Raw genomic sequence first — 16475 nt, forward strand, 5'->3', positions numbered from 1 at the left:
GTTAAGTGGAGGAAAACGGGATGCCCAAGGCTTCCGACAACAGTAAGGCTCAGGCGGCGAACGGCGCCAGCTCGGCCGCGGCCCATGCGCAACAGGTACTGGGCGCGCGTCTCAAGAGCCTTCGTCTCGCGCGCAGGCTGTCCTTGCGCGACCTCGCCGAGGCGACCGGCACGAGCGCCAGCTTCATCAGCCAGCTCGAGCGCGGCCTGACCGGCGCCAGTACCGCTTCGCTCAACCAGATGGCCTCGGCACTCGGGGTCAGCGTCGCGCTGCTGTTCGCGGAGAGCGCGGCTCAAAATCATCACGGCGCGCTCCGGCGCAGCGAGCGGCCAAGCCTTCCGCCCAGCGACGGTTGCCGCAAGATGCTGCTGTCGCGCCCGCCGTTGAGCGACATGGAAGTCTATGTCGGCGAGTTCGATATCGGCGGCTCGACCGGCTCGGCGCTCTACACGCATGGCGACGCGCACGAGATGCTCGTCGTCCTTCGCGGCATCGTCGAGGTCTCGCTCGGCGACGCACGCCATGTCCTCGAAGAGGGCGACAGCATCGAATACGCAACGTCGACACCGCATCGCAGCGAGAACATCGGCAGCGGCCGGGCCGAGGTGATGTGGATCATCGCGCCGCCGACCTCGGCGCGCGCCGAGCTCGATCAATACAAGGCCTGGAAACCGCTCGCGGCCAGGTAGTGCGATTCAAACGCGGGCCTCAATGGGAGAGTTCAAGTTATGCTGAAGTCGAAATTCGCAGGTCTTGGCGCCGCTCTGGCGCTCGGTGTTCTGACAACCGCCGCCTTCGCGCAGGACAAGCCTGTCGCGGGCGAGGTGAAGGACGGTTCGCTCAAGGGCAAGACCCTGACCTTCGTCTCCTATGGCGGCATCTACCAGGACGGCCAGGCGGCGGCGCTGAAGGAGTTCGTCGACAAGTCCGGCGTCAAGCTGCTCAATGACGGCCCGACCGAGATCGCAAAGCTGCAGGCCCAGGTCGAATCCGGCAACGTCACCTGGGACGTGGTCGATACCGGCGATCTGCCGCCTTACGTCCATTGCGGCAAGCTGTTCCAGAAGCTCGATCTTTCGAAGCTCGATGTCTCGAAAATTCCCCAGGGCCAGGTCGGCGAGTGCTCGGTGCCGGCGATGAACTACGGCGTCGTGCTGATGTACAACATGGAGAAGTACAAGGATAACCCGCCCAAGAGCTGGGCCGACTTCTTCGACACCGAAAAGTTCCCGGGCGTGCGCGGCCTCGACGGCTCCGGCGATCCGACCGGCGGCCTGCTCGAACAGGCTTTCAAGGTGGCGGGCGGCGATCCGAAGGCAATGACGGCCGGCGATATCGACAAGGCCATCGACGTGATCCGCAAGCTCGGGCCGGACACGATCTACTGGAAGACGGGTGCGGAATCGCAGCAGCTCGCCGAGTCCGGCGAGGCCGACATGCTGATGATGTGGACCGGCCGCGCCATGACGGCGGTCAAGAACGGCGCCAAATATGCGCCCGCCTGGCAGGACTGGCTGGTGGTGATGGACCAGATGACCATCCCCGTCGGCGTCAAGGATACCGATGCCGCCTACGCGCTGCTCAATGCCTATCTTGGCAAGCAGTCGCAGGAGATCCTGGCGCAGCAGACCTCCTACACGCCGATCAACAACGACGCGCAGCCCAAGGTCGACGCTTCCGTCGCGGCCTTCCTGACCAACACGCCCGAGCGCCAGAAGCAGGGCTACAAGCAGAACATCAAGTTCTGGGTCGAGAACTTCCCGCTGGCGCAGGAGAAGTGGTCCGCGCTGATGGCCGGCAACTGACGGGCTGAGGGAGGCAAAGCCGGTGAGCGCGCTCGAGCCGACGACCACCCAACCCGCCGCCGAAGGGCGGCCGGGACGGGGATGGCGGCCGTTCGCGCTCACGCTGCCGGCGCTCGTCCTGTTGGCGGCAGTGATCGGCTATCCGCTGCTCACCATCATGCTGCGCAGCCTGTCGGAGCCTGAATGGGGCGTGCAGAACTATGCCTGGTTCTTCGGTGCCCCGGTCAATCTCGCGGTGCTGCAGCGCACCTTCATCATCTCGGCATGGGTTACGCTGGTCTGCGTTATCTGCGCTTATCCCTACGCCTACCTGATGACCGCGGTCGGACCGCGCGTCAGGCTTGTGCTGGTGCTTTGCGTGCTGATCCCGTTCTGGGTGAGCGGCGTGGTCCGTACGCTGTCCTGGGTGATCCTGCTGCAGGATTCCGGCGTCATCAATTCGCTGCTCAGGTCGGCCGGCTTCACCGGCATCCGGCTGATCCGCACCCAGACGGGCGTGGTGATCGGCATGGCGCAGGTGCTTCTGCCCTTCATGATCCTGCCGCTCTATTCGGTGATGAAGGGGATCGACCTGAGGCTGGTGCAGGCGGCGCGCAGCCTCGGCGCCCGGCCGTCCCGCGCCTTCTTCACCGTCTACCTGCCGCTGTCGCTGCCGGGCGTCTATGCCGGCGCGATCATCGTCTTCATCCTGGCGCTCGGCTTCTACATCACCCCGGCGCTGCTCGGCGGGCCGCGCTCGACCATGCTCTCGACCTTGGTGCAGACGCAGGTGCTCAGCCTGCTGCAATGGGGACGCGGCGGCGCCATGGGCGTGGTGCTGCTGGTCGCGACCTTCCTGCTCTTGGCGCTCGCAGCGCCGGTGATGCGCTCGAGGCACCGAGAGGCGGGGCGACGCTGATGGAAATGAAGCCGCTCACCCGCATCATCCTCGGCCTGGTCTGCCTGCTGGTGGCGATATGGCTGGTGGCGCCGACGCTCGTCGTCGTGCCGATGTCCTTCAACGCCAACAAGTCGCTCGCCTTCCCGCCGCAAGGCTTCTCCTGGCAGTGGTACCAGAATTTCGCCACCAATCCGGAATGGTCGACCAGCTTTCTCAACTCGCTGAAGGTGGCTTCGATCGTGGCGGTGCTGGCGACGGTGCTCGGCACGCTCGCCGCCTTCGGGCTCGACCGCATGAAGGCGCGGCCGGCGAACCTTCTGCGGATGCTGATGCTGACGCCGATGGTGGTGCCGGGCGTGGTTTTGGCCATCGGCATCTATGCCGTCTATCTCGACGCCCAGCTCGTCGGAACGCTGGCCGGCTTCGTGCTGGCTCACACCATCCTGGCGCTGCCCTTCGTGCTGATCGCCGTGTCGGCCAATCTCGAGGTCTTCGACAAGCGCCTGGAGACGGCGGCGGCCAGCCTCGGCGCCGGCGCGCTCACCGCGTTCCGGACCGTCACGCTGCCGCTGATCCTGCCCGGCATCCTGTCGGGCCTGCTCTTCGCCTTCGCGACGTCATTCGACGAGATCATCGTCTCGCTCTTCATCACCAACCCCTATCTCAAGACGCTGCCGGTGCAGATCTTCTCCTCGATCACGCGCGACGCCGACCCGACGGTCGCCGCCGTCGGCACGATCCTGTTGTGCGCCACCACGATCCTGATCGGCGGCGGCATGCTTCTTCTTGGCCGCGAGCGGAAGGGACGCCTATGAACCCAAGACCGAACAATCGCGGCGCGGCGATCGACCTCGAATCCGTCACCAAAGCCTATGGCGCATTCAAGGCGCTGGACGGCGTGTCGCTCAGGATCGAGCCCGGCGAGTTCATGACACTGCTTGGGCCGAGCGGCTCGGGCAAGACGACGACGCTCAATGTGATCGCCGGCTTCACGGATGTGTCGAGCGGCAAGCTGCTGGTCGGCGGCAACAGCGTCGTCGGCGTGCCGGCGCACAAGCGCAATATCGGCGTCGTCTTCCAGCACTATGCGCTGTTCCCGCACATGACCGTCGGCCGCAACGTCGCCTATCCGTTGACGCTGCGCGGCGTCGATCAGGCCAAGCGAAAGGCGCGCGTGGCAACGGCGTTCGACATGGTCAAGATGGGCGATTTCGCGCATCGCTATCCGAGCGAATTGTCGGGCGGCCAGCAGCAGCGCGTGGCGCTGGCGCGTGCCATCGTCTTCGATCCGCCGCTGCTCCTGATGGACGAGCCGCTCGGCGCGCTCGACAAGAAGCTGCGCGAGTGGTTGCAGCTCGAGATCAAGCGCATCCACCGCGAGCTCGGCACCACCTTCGTCTATGTCACGCACGACCAGGAAGAGGCGCTGGTGCTGTCGGACCGGATCGCCGTGTTCAATCGCGGGCGAATCGAGCAGGTCGGCACCGGCAGGCAGTTGTATGACGAACCGGCGACGTTGTTCGTCGGCCGCTTCATCGGCGACTCCACCGTGCTGCGCGGCGAGGCGAGAAGCGACGGCACCAGCACGGCGCTCAGCGTCGCCGGCGAGACGGTCACCACGCCGCGCCGGCTCGCGGGTGAGGCCAGCCCGGTGCTGCTGCTGCGGCCGGAAAAGCTTGCCATTCGAAAGCCAGGCGAGCCCGTCGGCAAGAACCGCCTGTCGGGAACGATCGCCGAGGCGATCTATCTCGGCTCCGGATCGAAATACGAAGTGAAGCTCGGCGACGGCTCGACGGCGATCGTACGCTCGCCGCTGACGGGCGAGAGCTTCGGCCTCGGCGAAAAGGTGGAGCTCTGCTTCGACGGCGCCGACGCCAAGCTTCTGGCTGACGACAGCTCGGCCGACACGACGCTCACCTGATCCAGCTCTCCCGGAAACCATCCCATGCAAGTCAAGCGCAACGGCGACATCTCGTTCTGGTATGCGGATCTGGGGGCGGTTCCGGCGCCGCGCCCACCCCTGCCCGGCGACATCGAAGTGGATGTCGCGATCGTTGGCGCCGGCTACACGGGGCTCTGGACCGCCTATTACCTGAGGAAGGCGAAGCCTTCGCTTCGCGTCGCGCTCATCGAACGCGAGTTCGCCGGCTTCGGCGCCTCGGGCCGCAATGGCGGCTGGCTGTCGGGCGGCTTCGGCTGGTCGCGCGAGAAGTATCTCAAGACCTCGACCCGGCAGGGCGTGACCGCCATGCAGAAGGCGATGGCGGGCTGCGTGGACGAGGTGATCCGGGTGGCGACGGCGGAAGGCATCGACGCCGATATCCGCCGCGTCGACAATCTGACGGTCGCCACCAATCCGGCGCAGCTCGAGCGCGTGCGTGAGGAATGCGAGACGATCCGCTCCTGGGATGCCGAACGCGGCCGCGTGGAACTGCTGGACGCAGCCGCGACGCGCGCCCGCATCAACATCAAGGATGTCATGGGCAGCTTCGTCGTTCATGGCCAGGCGCGGGTGCAGCCTGCCAAGCTGGTGCGCGGACTGGCCGCCGCGGTCGAGCGGCTCGGCGTGCCAATCTACGAGAAGACCACGGTGACTTCCATTGCCAAGGGCGTCGTGACCACCGACCGTGGCACGGTGCGGGCCGAAATCATCATCCGCGCCACCGAAGGGTTTACCGCCGGCATTCCCGGTGAAGAGCGGACATGGCTGGCGCTCAACAGCGCCCAGATCGTCACCGAACCGCTGTCCGAAAAACTCTGGCGCGAGATCGGCTGGGAGGGACACGAGCTGCTCGGCAACGCGGCGCATGCCTATTGCTATGCGCAGCGTACGCGCGAGGGGCGCATCACCATGGGCGGGCGCGGCGTGCCCTATCGCTACGGCTCGCGCACCGACGTCAACGGCCGGACGCAGCAGGCGACGATCGACCAGCTGCATACGATCCTGACGACGCTTTTGCCGCAGACGGCGGGATGCCGCATCGACCACGCCTGGTGCGGCGTGCTCGGCGTGCCGCGCGACTGGTGCACGACGGTCGGCCTTGACCCCAGGACCCGCATCGGCTGGGCCGGCGGCTATGTCGGGCTCGGCGTCTCGAGCTCCAACCTTTCGGGCCGCACGCTTGCCGACCTGATCCTCGGCAACGAGACGGATCTTACGCGACTGCCCTGGGTCAACCGCAAGGTCCGGCCATGGGAGCCGGAACCCTTCCGCTGGCTCGGCGTGCACTCGATGTACCAGCTCTACCGCATCGCCGACCAGCGCGAGGCGGCGGGGCTCGCGCACACCTCGAAGCTTGCCGCTCTGGCGGATAGCATTACCGGCCACTGACTATGGAGCCCGACTTGATCGACCTTTCGACTTTCCACGACCTCGCCAGGGCCGAAATCGGCGCGTTCTCGCCCAAGCCGACTTCCATCGAAGGAGACCAGGTCGAGGCGGCGCGCTCGCTGTTCCAGTCGCCGGACGGCACGATCGATATCGGCATCTGGGAATGCACGCCCGGCCGCTTCACCGCCGACCGATCAGGCTCGTCGGAAATCTGTCACATCATTTCCGGCCGCGCCGAAGTGAGCCGCGCCGACGGCGAGATGCGCGAGCTCGGCCCGGGCGACCTTCTCGTCCTGCCTCGGGGATGGAAGGGCGAATGGCTGATCCGCGAGACAACGCGCAAGCTTTATATGATCCAGAGCGCCGGCTGATCTTCCGAGCCAAAGACCCCGGGTCAGTGATCGATCGGCCCTTTGGGTGAGACAAGCGTCGTTCCGGCGGTTGTCGGGCGCTCGATCATGCGGCGCACGCGCGGCGGATTCTCGCCGCTGTGCAGCGCCCGGATGCGTTCGCCGACCACGGCGTCGGCATGGGTGGCGCGCCTGTTGTGGCGGATGTACTCGACCCAGGTCGGCGTGTGGTAGTGCTCGATCCAGATGCCGGGATTTTCGAGATCGCGGGCAAGCGTCCAGTTGCGGGCGCCGTCGCGGCGGCGGATGCGGCCGCGTTCGGCCATCGTGGCAAGGAATTCCGCCTCGTCCTCCTCGCGGATGACGTATTCGATCATGATGGCGATCGGGCCGCTGCGCGGCTTAAGGTCAAGCGCCAGCATCGGCTCCTTGAACCGGTTGAGCGGATCGAGGTTGAGCGTCGTCTGCTGCGGCAGCGGCAGGAAGAAGCCGATGGCGCCGCCCGCCAACATGGCGACGGCGGCTGCCGTCAACGCCGTCTCCGCGCCATGGGCGTCGGCGACGACGCCCCAGATCCAGCTGCCCAGCGCAATGCCGCCGAAGGTCGCCGTCTGGTAGATCGAGAGCACGCGGCCGACCACCCAGCGCGGCGTCGACATTTGCACAGTGACGTTGAAGTGGGAGAGCGCGATGACCCAGCAGGCGCCGCCGATGAGCAGGCCCGCCGATGTCTGCCAGGCACTGTGGCTGACGGCGGCATTGAAGGCGCAAAACGCAAAGCCCGCGAAAGCGGCGCGAACCATAGTTTCGCTGGAGAGCAATTGCCTCAGCCGCACGCTGATCAGCGCGCCGCCGACCGCGCCGATGCCGAAGGCGCCGAGCATGATGCCGTAGGTTAGCGCGTCGCCCTTGACGACGTCGCGCGCCACCAGCGGCAGCAGCGCCAGCACCGCGCCGGCGCTGAAGCCGAAAGCCGAGCCTCTCGCCAGCACCTTGCCGATGTTCGGCGACATGGCGACGTAGCGCAAACCGGCGCCCATCGCCGCGCCCAGCGACTCGCGCGGCAGGGTCTGCACCGGCACATCCGGCCTCCAGCGGGCGAGCACGACGATCAGGCCGATATAGCTGACGGCGTTGGCGGCGAAGGCCGCCGCCGCGCCCGCGGCGGCAACGATCACGCCGCCGATCGCCGGGCCGACGCTGCGTGTGATGTTGAAGCCCATCGAGTTCAGCGCGATCGCCGCCGGCACCTTGGCGCGCGGCACCATGTCACCGACCGAGGCCTGCCATGACGGGCTGTTCAGCGCCGTGCCGCTGTCGATCAGGAAGGTGAAGGCCAGCAGCGTCCACGGCGTCATCCAGCCGAACCAGGTGAACACGGTGAGCAGCGCCGAGACGACCAGCATGAAGGTCTGCGCCACCAGCATGACCTTGCGGCGGTTGAAGCTGTCGGCGATGGCGCCGGCAATGAGCGCGAACAGCATGATCGGCAAGGTGGTCGAGGCCTGGACCAGCGCCACCTGGTAGGACGAGGTGGCGATCGTCGTCATCATCCAGGCGGCGCCGACGCCCTGAATCAGGCCGCCGAAATTCGACACAAGGCTGGCCGACCAGACGGCGCGGAAGATGCCGTGCCGGAACGGCGCCAGCGCCGAGACCCGCTCGCTTTCCGGCTCGTCGTCGATCATGGTCGCTGTCCCGCCTTCATTCAGTCTTGCGTTCGCCCCGCGCCAGGGTCGCGCCGGCGCACCCTCAAAGGATCGCGGTCCAACAACAGGAAGGCAAAGGCGAAAATGCGTCGGCGAAGCTTTAGGCCAAGCATCTTGCCGGTGTGGACCAAATCTTCGTTACTTCGCGCCTCTGATCTTGGCGTGCAGCGACTCGGCGAGGTTCCCTGTCGTCTCGCCACCCAGATAGAGCCTCAACAGCATCTCCATGCCGACAAGGCGCAATCTCGACGGTTCCTCGGCTCTGGCCATGTCGATCAGGTCATCCAGCTCGGACGCGGACCATTTCATGGCATCGCGCAAGAAGCCGCCGCGCAGCAGCCCCTGCGTGCCGGCCGAAAAGGCGCTGGACATCTCGAAGCCGCTCTTTGCCGCATGAATGTTTTCGCGCGGCAGATGGCGTTCGGCGACCTTCTTCAGCAGCCATTTGCCGGTCCTGTTGCGGTATTTGTACCGCCTCGGCAGATGCATGGCGAAATCGATCAGCCTGTTCTCCAGGAAAGGAACGCGCAGCTCGACGGAGGCGGCCATGCTGAGGCGATCGTGCCGATGCAGCAAATCCTGCAGGTGCGAATAAAGATCGTAGAAGCAGCTTGCCAGGAAGGCACGGTCGCCGTCCGGGCTGACGCCGTCGAGCCGGTCGAACAGCTTGGTCTGCAGAAAATTCAGCTCGGGCGACAAGGCCCTCAGCACGATGTTGCGGTCCCAGGGCGAGCCGCGGCCGACCGAATTGCGGAACGGAGACCGGCGAAGCCGGGCGTATTTCCGGTCCTGGGCGGCCTTGGAGCGGAACAGGCTTCGCAGCCACGATTGCCGCCAAAGCCTGATGGTCGACGCCTGCCATTTGTAGCCGCCGAAGAGTTCGTCCGAACCCTCGCCGGTGAGCAGCACCTTGACCCCGTCGGCGCGGCATTGCTCCGCGAGCGCCAGCAGGCCGGCCACGCTGGCATGCCAGCCGTCGCTTTCGAGATGCCATATGGCGCGCGGCCAGAGCTCGAAGAACCGGTCCCTGTCGACGGGCACACGGCGAAGGCTGACGTCGATATGGCGACCGGTCCGCTCGGCGTCTTCCGCCTCGCTGCGGCCGAGCTTTGGGTCGACGACATAACCGTGCATCTCAGGCCGATAGCGCTTGGCGAGCGCCGTGATCAGGCCGGAATCGACGCCGCCGCTGCAGGCTGTGGCGAGGCTGGCGTCGGCGATGCAATGCAGCTCGACGCTTTGTTCTAGCAGCGCCTCGAGGCTCGCCATGTGCCCGGCGTCGGAGACCCTGTCGTCGACGATGCGCGATGTCTCCAGGGCGTCGAGCACATGCCAGAAACGCTGCTTCTCGATGCCGCCATCGCTGATCTTCCAAAGGCCGGCGGGCGGCAAGCGCTCGATGCCTTCGAAGACGCTGTAGCTGGAATCGCGGCTCTGCCAGGCAAGCCGCAAGGTGATCTCACGAGCGTCGACCCTGCGTGCAAAATCGTGGCAGGCGAGGATCGCCTTGTCCTCGGAGGCGAACAGAAGCCGATCCGCGGCGTCGGCCACCGACATCGGCTTGATGCCGAGCCTGTCGCGGGCTAGCCACAACGCGCCGTCGCGCTGATCGAAATAGGCGAAGGCGAACATGCCGTCGAACAGCGGCACGGCCTTCTCGACGCCCCAATGATGCAGGGCCTGGAGCACCACCTCGGTGTCGGAGACGGTGCGAAACCGAAGACCCTCGGCTTCCAGCGACTTGCGCAGCGAGCGGTAATTGTAGACCTCGCCACTATAGCAAAGGGTGCCGTCGCCATCGGTTGTCAGCATCGGCTCTCGCGCGGCGGGCGAGGGGTCGATGATGGCAAGGCGGCGGTGACCGAGCGCCAGCCTGGCGTTGTTCCAGCTGTCGCGATCGTCGGGGCCGCGATGCGCCAGCGCCTGCATCATGCGGGCGACGTCGGAGAGGTCGCCGGCGCCGATCGGATCGCGCTTTCGCCAGACGCCGGCTATCCCGCACATGGCCCGCCGGCCGCTTCTGCCTGATCCATCGCTTACCGAAATCCAAGATGCCGGCAGGTGCCGGCGCGGCCAACAATCTAGCCGCAACAGGGCCGGCCGCAAGCGATGTTCCGGTCTGTGCCCTAGGGCCTCAAGACTTGCGGCAGCCGCTCGTCAGAAGCCGTGCTCGATGCGCTCGAAGATGACGTTGGTGAAGGCCGAGATCTGGCTGCCGATGAACGGGCCGGTCAGCGCCACCACCAGCATGATGGCGACGATCTTGGGCACGAAGGTGAGCGTGATTTCCTGGATCTGGGTCAGCGCCTGGATGAGCGCGATGCCGATGCCGACGGCCATCGCCACCAGCACGACCGGCGCGGAGGCGGTGAGCACCGTCCAGACCGCGTATTGGACGATATCGAGGGCGTCGGCCTCGTTCATGGGCGGATCGCTTGCGAACCCGGCTAGGCGGCCGGCTTGATCGAGACGCCCGCGCCGACGGGGACCTCGGTGCCGTCCTTGAGCACTGCAATGAGGCCGCTGCTGGCGAGCTTCACGGAAGCCACGATCCCCGTGGTCTTGCCGTCGGCCGAGGTGATCGAACGGCCGATCAGCGCATCGGCCTGCGACAGCGCCGAGGACTGCATGATCTGGTCGAGCTTGGTGTTGGTCTGGACCGACTGCTCGACCTGCGAGAAGGTCGCGAGCTGCGCGACATATTGCGTCGAATCCATCGGCTTGGTCGGGTCCTGGTTCTTCATCTCGGCGATCAGAAGTTTCAGGAACGACTGGTAGTCGACCGCCGTCTTCGAGGTCTGCTGGCTGGTCTGGTTGGCGCCAACCGGGATCGTCGTTGTCATGTCCACGGTCATCTTTATGCTCCCATAGCCAGCGCGGGCGGCGCTTCCGGAATGTCGTCATTGCCGCCCAGCGCCTGGCGCTCGAGCGGGTAGAGCGCGCGGATCGCCTTCAGCGCCTCGTAGATGTGATCCTCGCCGACCATGCGGTCGATCTGCTTCAGCGCGCTGCAGATCTCCTGGTTGTCGAAGCTGGCAATCAGCATCGGCAGCGAGCGGCGGAACATGTCGCGCGCCTCGGAGGCGCCCGACGGGTTCACCAGCATGATCTGCACGATGAAGTAGAGCTGCCTGAGCGGCGTCGAGGCCTGCTCGGCCTGGATGACGTGGCTCTCGAGCAGGAACTGGACGTCGTTCATCAGCTCGATCGTGACCTTGCGGTCGACGCGAATGACGGCGCCGTTGATATAGATCTTCTCGTTAGGCTTCAGCGAGATCTTCAGCGTGTTGGTCATTGGATGCCATCTCGGATGATCTGGGAGACCTCGATCAATCCTTCGAAATTGTTGGTGCGGCCCTGCCGGATGTCCTCCGTTTCGCGCAGCAGCCACAGGCCGATCGAGATTAGATTGGCGCGCAGCTCCTTGGGCAGCGCATTGTCGCTGGAGCCGAGATCCTCGACGAAGGTGGTCCAGATGCGGCTGGTGAAGTGCAGCGCCTCGACCGCCTCCATCGACTCCGGCCCGACGGCGGCTGCCGCGGACAACATGTCGATCGAGCGGGTCAGCAACTGCCGCTCCCGATCCTTGGCGTCGGCAACGGAGTCGGTCTGGATGTCGGCGTAGGAGAATTGATACATCGTCGGAGCTCTGGCGTTCCGGTGAGAGTGTTCAGGTGAGATAGTTCAGCAGGCTGAGCTGCTGCAGTCGCGCGGTCAAGGCGAAGGACGTTTCGATATGCTGCGTCAGGTCGGCGACGCGGGTGGCGGCCTCCGAGGGGTCGACGCCCTCGAGGTCGATGATATGCTTCTCGAACAGATCGACCTGGGTCTTCATGCGATCGCTGGCGTCGGACACGCGCTTCTGGGCGAGGCCGGCCTCGGATTGCACCTGGACGATGCCGCCGATGGCCTCGCCGACCAGCTTTTGCGCGCGGCTGACGATCGTGTTCTGCCCCTGCTGGCTGATGTTGCCGGCGAAGAGGGTGCTGACCATGGCGGCCGCCATGGCGAGCTTGCGGATGCCCTGCTCGTTGGCGCTGACAGAGGTCTGCGTGGTCTCGCTCAGTGAAATACGGCTGGTGATCTGCTCGTCGGTGGCGCTCGACCAGTTGGTCTGCCAGCCGGAGCCCAGGAATTGCGGCTCGACCGCGGCGGTGATGAAGCCGTCCATCTGGGCGGCGGTGATGTTGGCGGCCGCCGGGTCGCTCTGGGTGAAGCCGAAATAGCTGGTGAAGGCGGCGTCGAACGCCGCCTTGGCGGGGGAGCCGGCAGCGCTGAAATCGTCGATCGGCTTGACGTCGGTGTTGGTGCCGGCAAACAGATATTCGCCGTTGACGCTGGTGTTCAGGATACCCGTCATCTGCTGCAGCGCCGTGGCGCCGGCGGTTTGGGTGATGCTGGTCGAGGAGTCGCCCGACACGGCGCTGGTCAGCGCCGTCAGGAGATCCTGCGCGACATCGGAGAGCTGGCCCAGTGAATCCTGCGTCGATGTCAGGCGCGCGGCGACCAGCGAGTTCGAATCGACGATACCGTTCAGACGGTCGAGATCGCGCTGGAAGGTGACGGCCTGCGTCGTGCGGCCGCCTAGCGCCAGGCCGACATCCGCCACCTTGCCGGTCTGGGATTCCTTCGTCGCCTTGACGAGGTCGGCCTGCATGCGCATCTGCTGGTAGCGGAGCGCGTTGGAGATGGCGGCTGAGGAGACGGCTGTCGCTTTCATGGCTTATCCCACCGCGCTCAACAAGGCGTCCAGCATGTCGTCGACGGTCTTCATCATGCGCGCGGACGCCTGATAGGTGTGCTCGAGGTCGAGCAGCAGAGACATTTCCTGGTCGACATTGACGCCGGTCTCGTTCGACAGCGCCTCGGCGGTGCGCGTGGCCAGCGCCTCCTTGGTGTCGGCGTTGGTCGATGCCTGCTGGCGCACGCCCTCGAACCAGCCGATGGCGTTGGCCGCGTAGTCCGCGACGCCGGAGTTGACCGCGAGGCCGGCGGACGTATCGAAGGCCATCGGCTGATCCAGCCTGTTGCCGTAGGCGATCAGCAGGTCCGAGTAGGAAGCCCCGCCGCTGGTGTTGGAGATATAGGCCGCGCCGTTGGCGCCGCCATCACGGAGCAGCGCCGGGCTGCCGCCGGCGCCCGGATCGAATGCGGCGTTGACGCTGATCGAGCCGGCGAGGCCGTTGACCAGGGTGCCGGCAGCCGGAATAGCCGGCGCGCCGGACCAGGTGAACAAGCCCGCCCTGTCGGGCTGCGAAGGCGCGGTCTCGGCGAATGCCGTGACCAGGCCGCGGGCGATCTCGTCGAGCTGGCTCTGCATGGTCGCGGCGACGTCGTCGCGCAGCTTCAGCATGCCGGCAAGCTTGCCGTCGGCGCTGGTGTTGCCGCCGATGCCTGCCGAAAGCGGCAAATTGTCGATGTAGATCGTGTTGCCGGGCGTGCCGGCGGTGTAGCCGGCCGAGGGCTTGAAGGTCACCGAGCGCGGCACCGTCTCGAACAGCGTCGTGCCGTCCTTGGTGGTGATGACCATGTCGTTGTCGCCGCGCGTGAAGGTCGAGACCGGGACATATTCGGCGATCTTCTTCAGAAGCGCGTCGCGTTGGTCGAGCGCGTCGGACACATCGGTGCCGGAGCGCGTGCCGGCGATGACGGCCTTGTTGGCGTCCTGGAACTGGCTGAGCAGCGAGTTGAGGTCGTCGACCGCGGTGGCGATCTGGCCGTCGGTCTGGGTGCGGAAATCCTGGATCGCCCTGGTGCCGTCGTTCAGCGAGCTCACCACCTGCTTGGCCGCGTCGATGACGCTGGCGCCGAGATTCTGGTTCGACGGCGTGGTGGCGTAGAGCTGCAGCGCCTGCTGCAGATTGGCGATCGCGGTCGACGGAGACGACGCGTTGTCGACCCCGTTGACCGAGAGGTCGAGCTGATCCATGCCGCTGTAAAGCGCGCTCTGGCCGCTCCATGCCGACAGCGCGGAAAGGTTCTGCCGGAACAGAAGCTCATTGGCGGCGCGCTGGATCTCCACCGATCGCGCGCCGGGCGCCGTGCTGGTGACGACGGCGATGCGGCGGGCATAGTCCGGGCTGGACGCGTCGGCCACATTGCGCGACACCACGCTGGTTTGCTTGGATGTGGCCAGGAGCGCCGACTGGGCGATGCTTAATGCGGTGGAAAGCGACATGCGGGTCTTTCACGGGCTGGCGCCCGATGGGGTTATCTCTTCAGGTTGACCAGGACATCCATCAGGTCGGAACCGGTCTGGAAGACTTTCGAATTGGCGGTGTAGCTGCGCTGCGCCGCAATCATGTTGGTCAGTTCCTCGGCGATATCGACGTTGGAATTTTCGAGCGCGCCCGAGACGACCGAGCCAAGCTTTCCTTCGTTGGCAAAGCCGATGCGAACGGCGCCGGAGTCCGCGCTCTGCACGTAGACGTTGCCCGGCATGGCGCTGAGGTTGTCGGGGCTCTGAACATCGGCCAGCGGGATCTTGTAGAGCGGCTTGGTGGAGCCGTCCTCGTACTGGGCGTAGATGACGCCGTCCTGGCTGATCTGGATCTTTTCGATCGTGCTCGGCGCGTTGCCGTTGACCTTGGCGTCGGAGACCGTGAAGCCGGTTCCGAGCTGCGTCAGCTTGGAGAGATCGAGGTTGAGGGTCGAGCCGTTCGGCACCGTGAAAGAGATGCCTGTGGTCGCGCCGGTGAGCTTGCCGGTGGTGGTGTCGAAGGTGAGATTGGCCGTGCCCAGCGCGCCGCCCGTATAGGGGAAGGAGGTGCCGGGGGTCGCTTTCGACTGGTCGAAGACCGAGACCTGCCACGTGCCGGAGCCGGTGTTGGTGAAATAGACGTCGAGCAGCACCTTGTTGCCGAGATTGTCATAGGCGACCAGCGAGGACTTCGAGGTGTATTCGGCGGTCGCGCTGTTCGTGGAAGGCAGGCTGCCGGCTGCGACCGGGGTTGCGCCCGCCGGCAGGTTGCCGGTGAAATTGCCCTCGGTGCTCGGCGTCGCCGTCATCTCCTGGTCGGAGATCTGCACCGGCACCAGGCCTTCGAAGCCGTTGGCGGTGGCGGCCGGATCGCCGTTGGCGTAGCTGTAGGCCATGAGCTGATAGCCGGCGGCATTGACCAGGCGCCCCTGCGCGTCCGGAACGAAGGCGCCGGCGCGGGTGAGATAGGGCGTGCCGCTCGGGTCCTGCACGACGAAGAAGCCGTCGCCGTTGACGGCGAGGTCCGACACCGACGTGGTGTATTGCAGGACGCCTTGCGAGCTGATGGCCGAGCGGATCGTCGTCGTGACGCCGCCCGAATTATAGGCGCCGCCGGTGGTCGGCATGATGAGCGTCGAGAATTCGGCGGAGGAACGCTTGTAGCCGGTGGTGTCGGAATTCGCGATGTTGTCGGCCACCGTGGACAAGCGGTTGGCCTGCGCGTTCATACCGGAGACGCCGGTCCGCATCATTCCGTAGAGGCTCATCGATACATCTCCTCGGTGCCCTTCTGAGAGGCCACAAAACTAAGCCTCGTGTCTTGCGCGAGGCTGGCGCGGGCTTTGCCGGCAGGAGCCATCAGAACACCAGCCGGTAGCCGAGGAACCTCTTGGAATCGATTGGATCGTGACCGAGCTTCTCGCGCAGTTTCTTGCGCAGCTTCGAGATGTGGCTCTCCACCACGTTCTCCTCGACCTCTTCGTCGAAGATGCCGTAGATGGCGTTGAACACCTGCGTCTTGGTCACGCGCCGGCCGCGATTGCTGGCCAGATATTCCAGGATGCGCCGCTCGCGGCGCGGCAGCGGCAGCGGCTCGCCGTTTATCTCCGGATCGCGACCGTCCATGAAGATGCGCATCGAGCCGACTTCGGTATAGGCGGCCTCTTCGTGGGCGCGGCGGCGGATGGCGGTGATGCGGGCGAGAATCTCGCGGATGTGCACGGGCTTGCGGACGACGTCGTCGACGCCGCTTTCGAAAAGCCGCAGCGTGTGTTCCAGCGAGTGCTGTTCGCTGAGCGCGATCACCGGCGCGCCGGTGCGATCGCGGATCTGGCGCGGCGAGATGGCGCCCTCGCGGCAGTCGCCGATGAGGAAGGCCCTGACCGATCTGAGGTCGGTGTCGGCGGCGGAGCTCACCCACTCGCCGAACTCGCCCGGCGCGAAGCCCGCGGTGGCGACTCCCTCGCGATCGAAAAGTGAGCCATAGCCCTCAGTTACGAGCTCTCGCTCATCAACGATCACGATCATCGGCCCGCCCTCCGAATCATCTCATTTGCCCCGTGCGGAAAGCGGTACCCGGTGCGGTGAATCCTGAAAAACCGTCATTTCTTGTAGCTATTTTCTTGGGAGTTTTTTTGGGAGCCGTAATAAAGCCGGTTGCGAAGGTGTATTGGCGGCAGCGGATCGAGGACGATACTGGA

At 65.7% G+C, this 16475-nt stretch carries 17 protein-coding genes; 7 read left to right on the forward strand and 10 right to left on the reverse strand.

The annotated features are described in order from the left end of the window. The first annotated feature begins 20 nt into the window (after positions 1-20). The 7 genes from EJ067_RS24800 to EJ067_RS24830 are packed head-to-tail and all read left to right on the forward strand — an operon-like array spanning position 21 to position 6387. The gene (locus EJ067_RS24800; RefSeq protein WP_126087826.1) at positions 21-689 is read left to right on the forward strand and encodes an XRE family transcriptional regulator; all 669 of its coding nucleotides are present in this window, start codon (positions 21-23) and stop codon (positions 687-689) included. 39 nt (positions 690-728) lie between these two features. Continuing rightward, positions 729-1805, forward strand: coding sequence for an extracellular solute-binding protein (locus EJ067_RS24805; RefSeq protein ID WP_126087827.1), 1077 nt, complete (start codon positions 729-731; stop codon positions 1803-1805). Positions 1806-1827: 22 nt separating this feature from the next. Next, the gene (locus EJ067_RS24810) at positions 1828-2703 is read left to right on the forward strand and encodes an ABC transporter permease (protein WP_126087828.1); all 876 of its coding nucleotides are present in this window, start codon (positions 1828-1830) and stop codon (positions 2701-2703) included. After that, positions 2703-3500, forward strand: coding sequence for an ABC transporter permease (locus tag EJ067_RS24815; RefSeq protein ID WP_126087829.1), 798 nt, complete (start codon positions 2703-2705; stop codon positions 3498-3500). Before EJ067_RS24810 ends, EJ067_RS24815 begins: the two co-directional genes overlap by 1 nt. After that, the gene (locus tag EJ067_RS24820; RefSeq protein WP_126087830.1) at positions 3497-4606 is read left to right on the forward strand and encodes an ABC transporter ATP-binding protein; all 1110 of its coding nucleotides are present in this window, start codon (positions 3497-3499) and stop codon (positions 4604-4606) included. Before EJ067_RS24815 ends, EJ067_RS24820 begins: the two co-directional genes overlap by 4 nt. A 24-nt stretch (positions 4607-4630) precedes the next feature. Then, positions 4631-6016: an FAD-binding oxidoreductase gene (locus EJ067_RS24825; RefSeq protein ID WP_126087831.1), complete on the forward strand. Its 1386-nt coding sequence runs from the start codon at positions 4631-4633 to the stop codon at positions 6014-6016. Between the two features lie 2 nt (positions 6017-6018). Then, positions 6019-6387 carry a cupin domain-containing protein gene (locus EJ067_RS24830; protein WP_126087832.1) on the forward strand — a complete coding sequence of 123 codons (369 nt, stop codon included), beginning with the start codon at positions 6019-6021 and terminating at the stop codon, positions 6385-6387. Between the two features lie 23 nt (positions 6388-6410). Here EJ067_RS24830 and EJ067_RS24835 read toward each other — a convergent pair whose 3' ends face one another. The 10 genes from EJ067_RS24835 to EJ067_RS24880 all read right to left on the reverse strand — a co-directional run bounded on the left by EJ067_RS24835 (position 6411) and on the right by EJ067_RS24880 (position 16302). Further along, complete coding sequence (locus tag EJ067_RS24835) at positions 6411-8054, reverse strand: MFS transporter (protein ID WP_126087833.1); 1644 nt, start codon at positions 8052-8054, stop codon at positions 6411-6413. A gap of 159 nt (positions 8055-8213) precedes the next feature. Further along, entirely contained in the window at positions 8214-10079 is a 1866-nt protein-coding gene (asnB, locus tag EJ067_RS24840; RefSeq protein WP_126087834.1) for an asparagine synthase (glutamine-hydrolyzing), read from the reverse strand. A 153-nt stretch (positions 10080-10232) separates the two neighbouring features. Next, positions 10233-10499 (reverse strand): flagellar biosynthesis protein FliQ, encoded by a 267-nt coding sequence (gene fliQ / locus EJ067_RS24845; protein WP_027165133.1) that lies wholly within the window; start codon positions 10497-10499, stop codon positions 10233-10235. 23 nt (positions 10500-10522) lie between these two features. Continuing rightward, positions 10523-10930 carry a flagellar hook assembly protein FlgD gene (gene flgD / locus EJ067_RS24850; RefSeq protein ID WP_126087835.1) on the reverse strand — a complete coding sequence of 136 codons (408 nt, stop codon included), beginning with the start codon at positions 10928-10930 and terminating at the stop codon, positions 10523-10525. A gap of 2 nt (positions 10931-10932) precedes the next feature. Continuing rightward, complete coding sequence (gene flbT, locus EJ067_RS24855) at positions 10933-11370, reverse strand: flagellar biosynthesis repressor FlbT (protein ID WP_126087836.1); 438 nt, start codon at positions 11368-11370, stop codon at positions 10933-10935. Continuing rightward, positions 11367-11714, reverse strand: coding sequence for a flagellar biosynthesis regulator FlaF (gene flaF, locus EJ067_RS24860; protein ID WP_126087837.1), 348 nt, complete (start codon positions 11712-11714; stop codon positions 11367-11369). The genes flbT and flaF overlap by 4 nt, the downstream gene beginning before the upstream one ends. 31 nt (positions 11715-11745) lie before the next feature. Then, entirely contained in the window at positions 11746-12795 is a 1050-nt protein-coding gene (locus tag EJ067_RS24865; RefSeq protein WP_126087838.1) for a flagellar hook-associated family protein, read from the reverse strand. Between the two features lie 3 nt (positions 12796-12798). After that, the gene (gene flgK / locus EJ067_RS24870) at positions 12799-14253 is read right to left on the reverse strand and encodes a flagellar hook-associated protein FlgK (protein WP_126087839.1); all 1455 of its coding nucleotides are present in this window, start codon (positions 14251-14253) and stop codon (positions 12799-12801) included. Positions 14254-14285: 32 nt separating this feature from the next. Continuing rightward, positions 14286-15542, reverse strand: a complete 1257-nt coding sequence (locus EJ067_RS24875) for a flagellar hook protein FlgE (RefSeq protein ID WP_126087840.1) — start codon at positions 15540-15542, stop codon at positions 14286-14288. A 91-nt stretch (positions 15543-15633) separates the two neighbouring features. Continuing rightward, a complete protein-coding gene (locus EJ067_RS24880; RefSeq protein WP_126087841.1) occupies positions 15634-16302 on the reverse strand; it encodes a response regulator transcription factor in 669 nt (222 codons plus the stop codon). Between the last annotated feature and the right edge of the window lie 173 nt (positions 16303-16475).

The organism is Mesorhizobium sp. M1D.F.Ca.ET.043.01.1.1 (genome assembly GCF_003952385.1).
In the GTDB taxonomy this organism is placed as follows: domain Bacteria; phylum Pseudomonadota; class Alphaproteobacteria; order Rhizobiales; family Rhizobiaceae; genus Mesorhizobium.

Excerpts from the sequence above, each read along its gene's own strand:
- EJ067_RS24875 (WP_126087840.1), bottom strand. The coding sequence starts at position 15,542 with ATGAGCCTCTACGGAATGATGCGGACCGGCGTCTCCGGTATGAACGCG.
- asnB (WP_126087834.1), bottom strand. The coding sequence starts at position 10,079 with ATGTGCGGGATAGCCGGCGTCTGGCGAAAGCGCGATCCGATCGGCGCC.
- EJ067_RS24880 (WP_126087841.1), bottom strand. The coding sequence starts at position 16,302 with ATGATCGTGATCGTTGATGAGCGAGAGCTCGTAACTGAGGGCTATGGC.
- flgK (WP_126087839.1), bottom strand. The coding sequence starts at position 14,253 with ATGTCGCTTTCCACCGCATTAAGCATCGCCCAGTCGGCGCTCCTGGCC.
- EJ067_RS24800 (WP_126087826.1), top strand. The coding sequence starts at position 21 with ATGCCCAAGGCTTCCGACAACAGTAAGGCTCAGGCGGCGAACGGCGCC.
- flbT (WP_126087836.1), bottom strand. The coding sequence starts at position 11,370 with ATGACCAACACGCTGAAGATCTCGCTGAAGCCTAACGAGAAGATCTAT.
- EJ067_RS24835 (WP_126087833.1), bottom strand. The coding sequence starts at position 8,054 with ATGATCGACGACGAGCCGGAAAGCGAGCGGGTCTCGGCGCTGGCGCCG.
- EJ067_RS24830 (WP_126087832.1), top strand. The coding sequence starts at position 6,019 with ATGGAGCCCGACTTGATCGACCTTTCGACTTTCCACGACCTCGCCAGG.
- flaF (WP_126087837.1), bottom strand. The coding sequence starts at position 11,714 with ATGTATCAATTCTCCTACGCCGACATCCAGACCGACTCCGTTGCCGAC.
- EJ067_RS24825 (WP_126087831.1), top strand. The coding sequence starts at position 4,631 with ATGCAAGTCAAGCGCAACGGCGACATCTCGTTCTGGTATGCGGATCTG.
- fliQ (WP_027165133.1), bottom strand. The coding sequence starts at position 10,499 with ATGAACGAGGCCGACGCCCTCGATATCGTCCAATACGCGGTCTGGACG.
- EJ067_RS24820 (WP_126087830.1), top strand. The coding sequence starts at position 3,497 with ATGAACCCAAGACCGAACAATCGCGGCGCGGCGATCGACCTCGAATCC.
- EJ067_RS24815 (WP_126087829.1), top strand. The coding sequence starts at position 2,703 with ATGGAAATGAAGCCGCTCACCCGCATCATCCTCGGCCTGGTCTGCCTG.
- flgD (WP_126087835.1), bottom strand. The coding sequence starts at position 10,930 with ATGACCGTGGACATGACAACGACGATCCCGGTTGGCGCCAACCAGACC.
- EJ067_RS24805 (WP_126087827.1), top strand. The coding sequence starts at position 729 with ATGCTGAAGTCGAAATTCGCAGGTCTTGGCGCCGCTCTGGCGCTCGGT.
- EJ067_RS24865 (WP_126087838.1), bottom strand. The coding sequence starts at position 12,795 with ATGAAAGCGACAGCCGTCTCCTCAGCCGCCATCTCCAACGCGCTCCGC.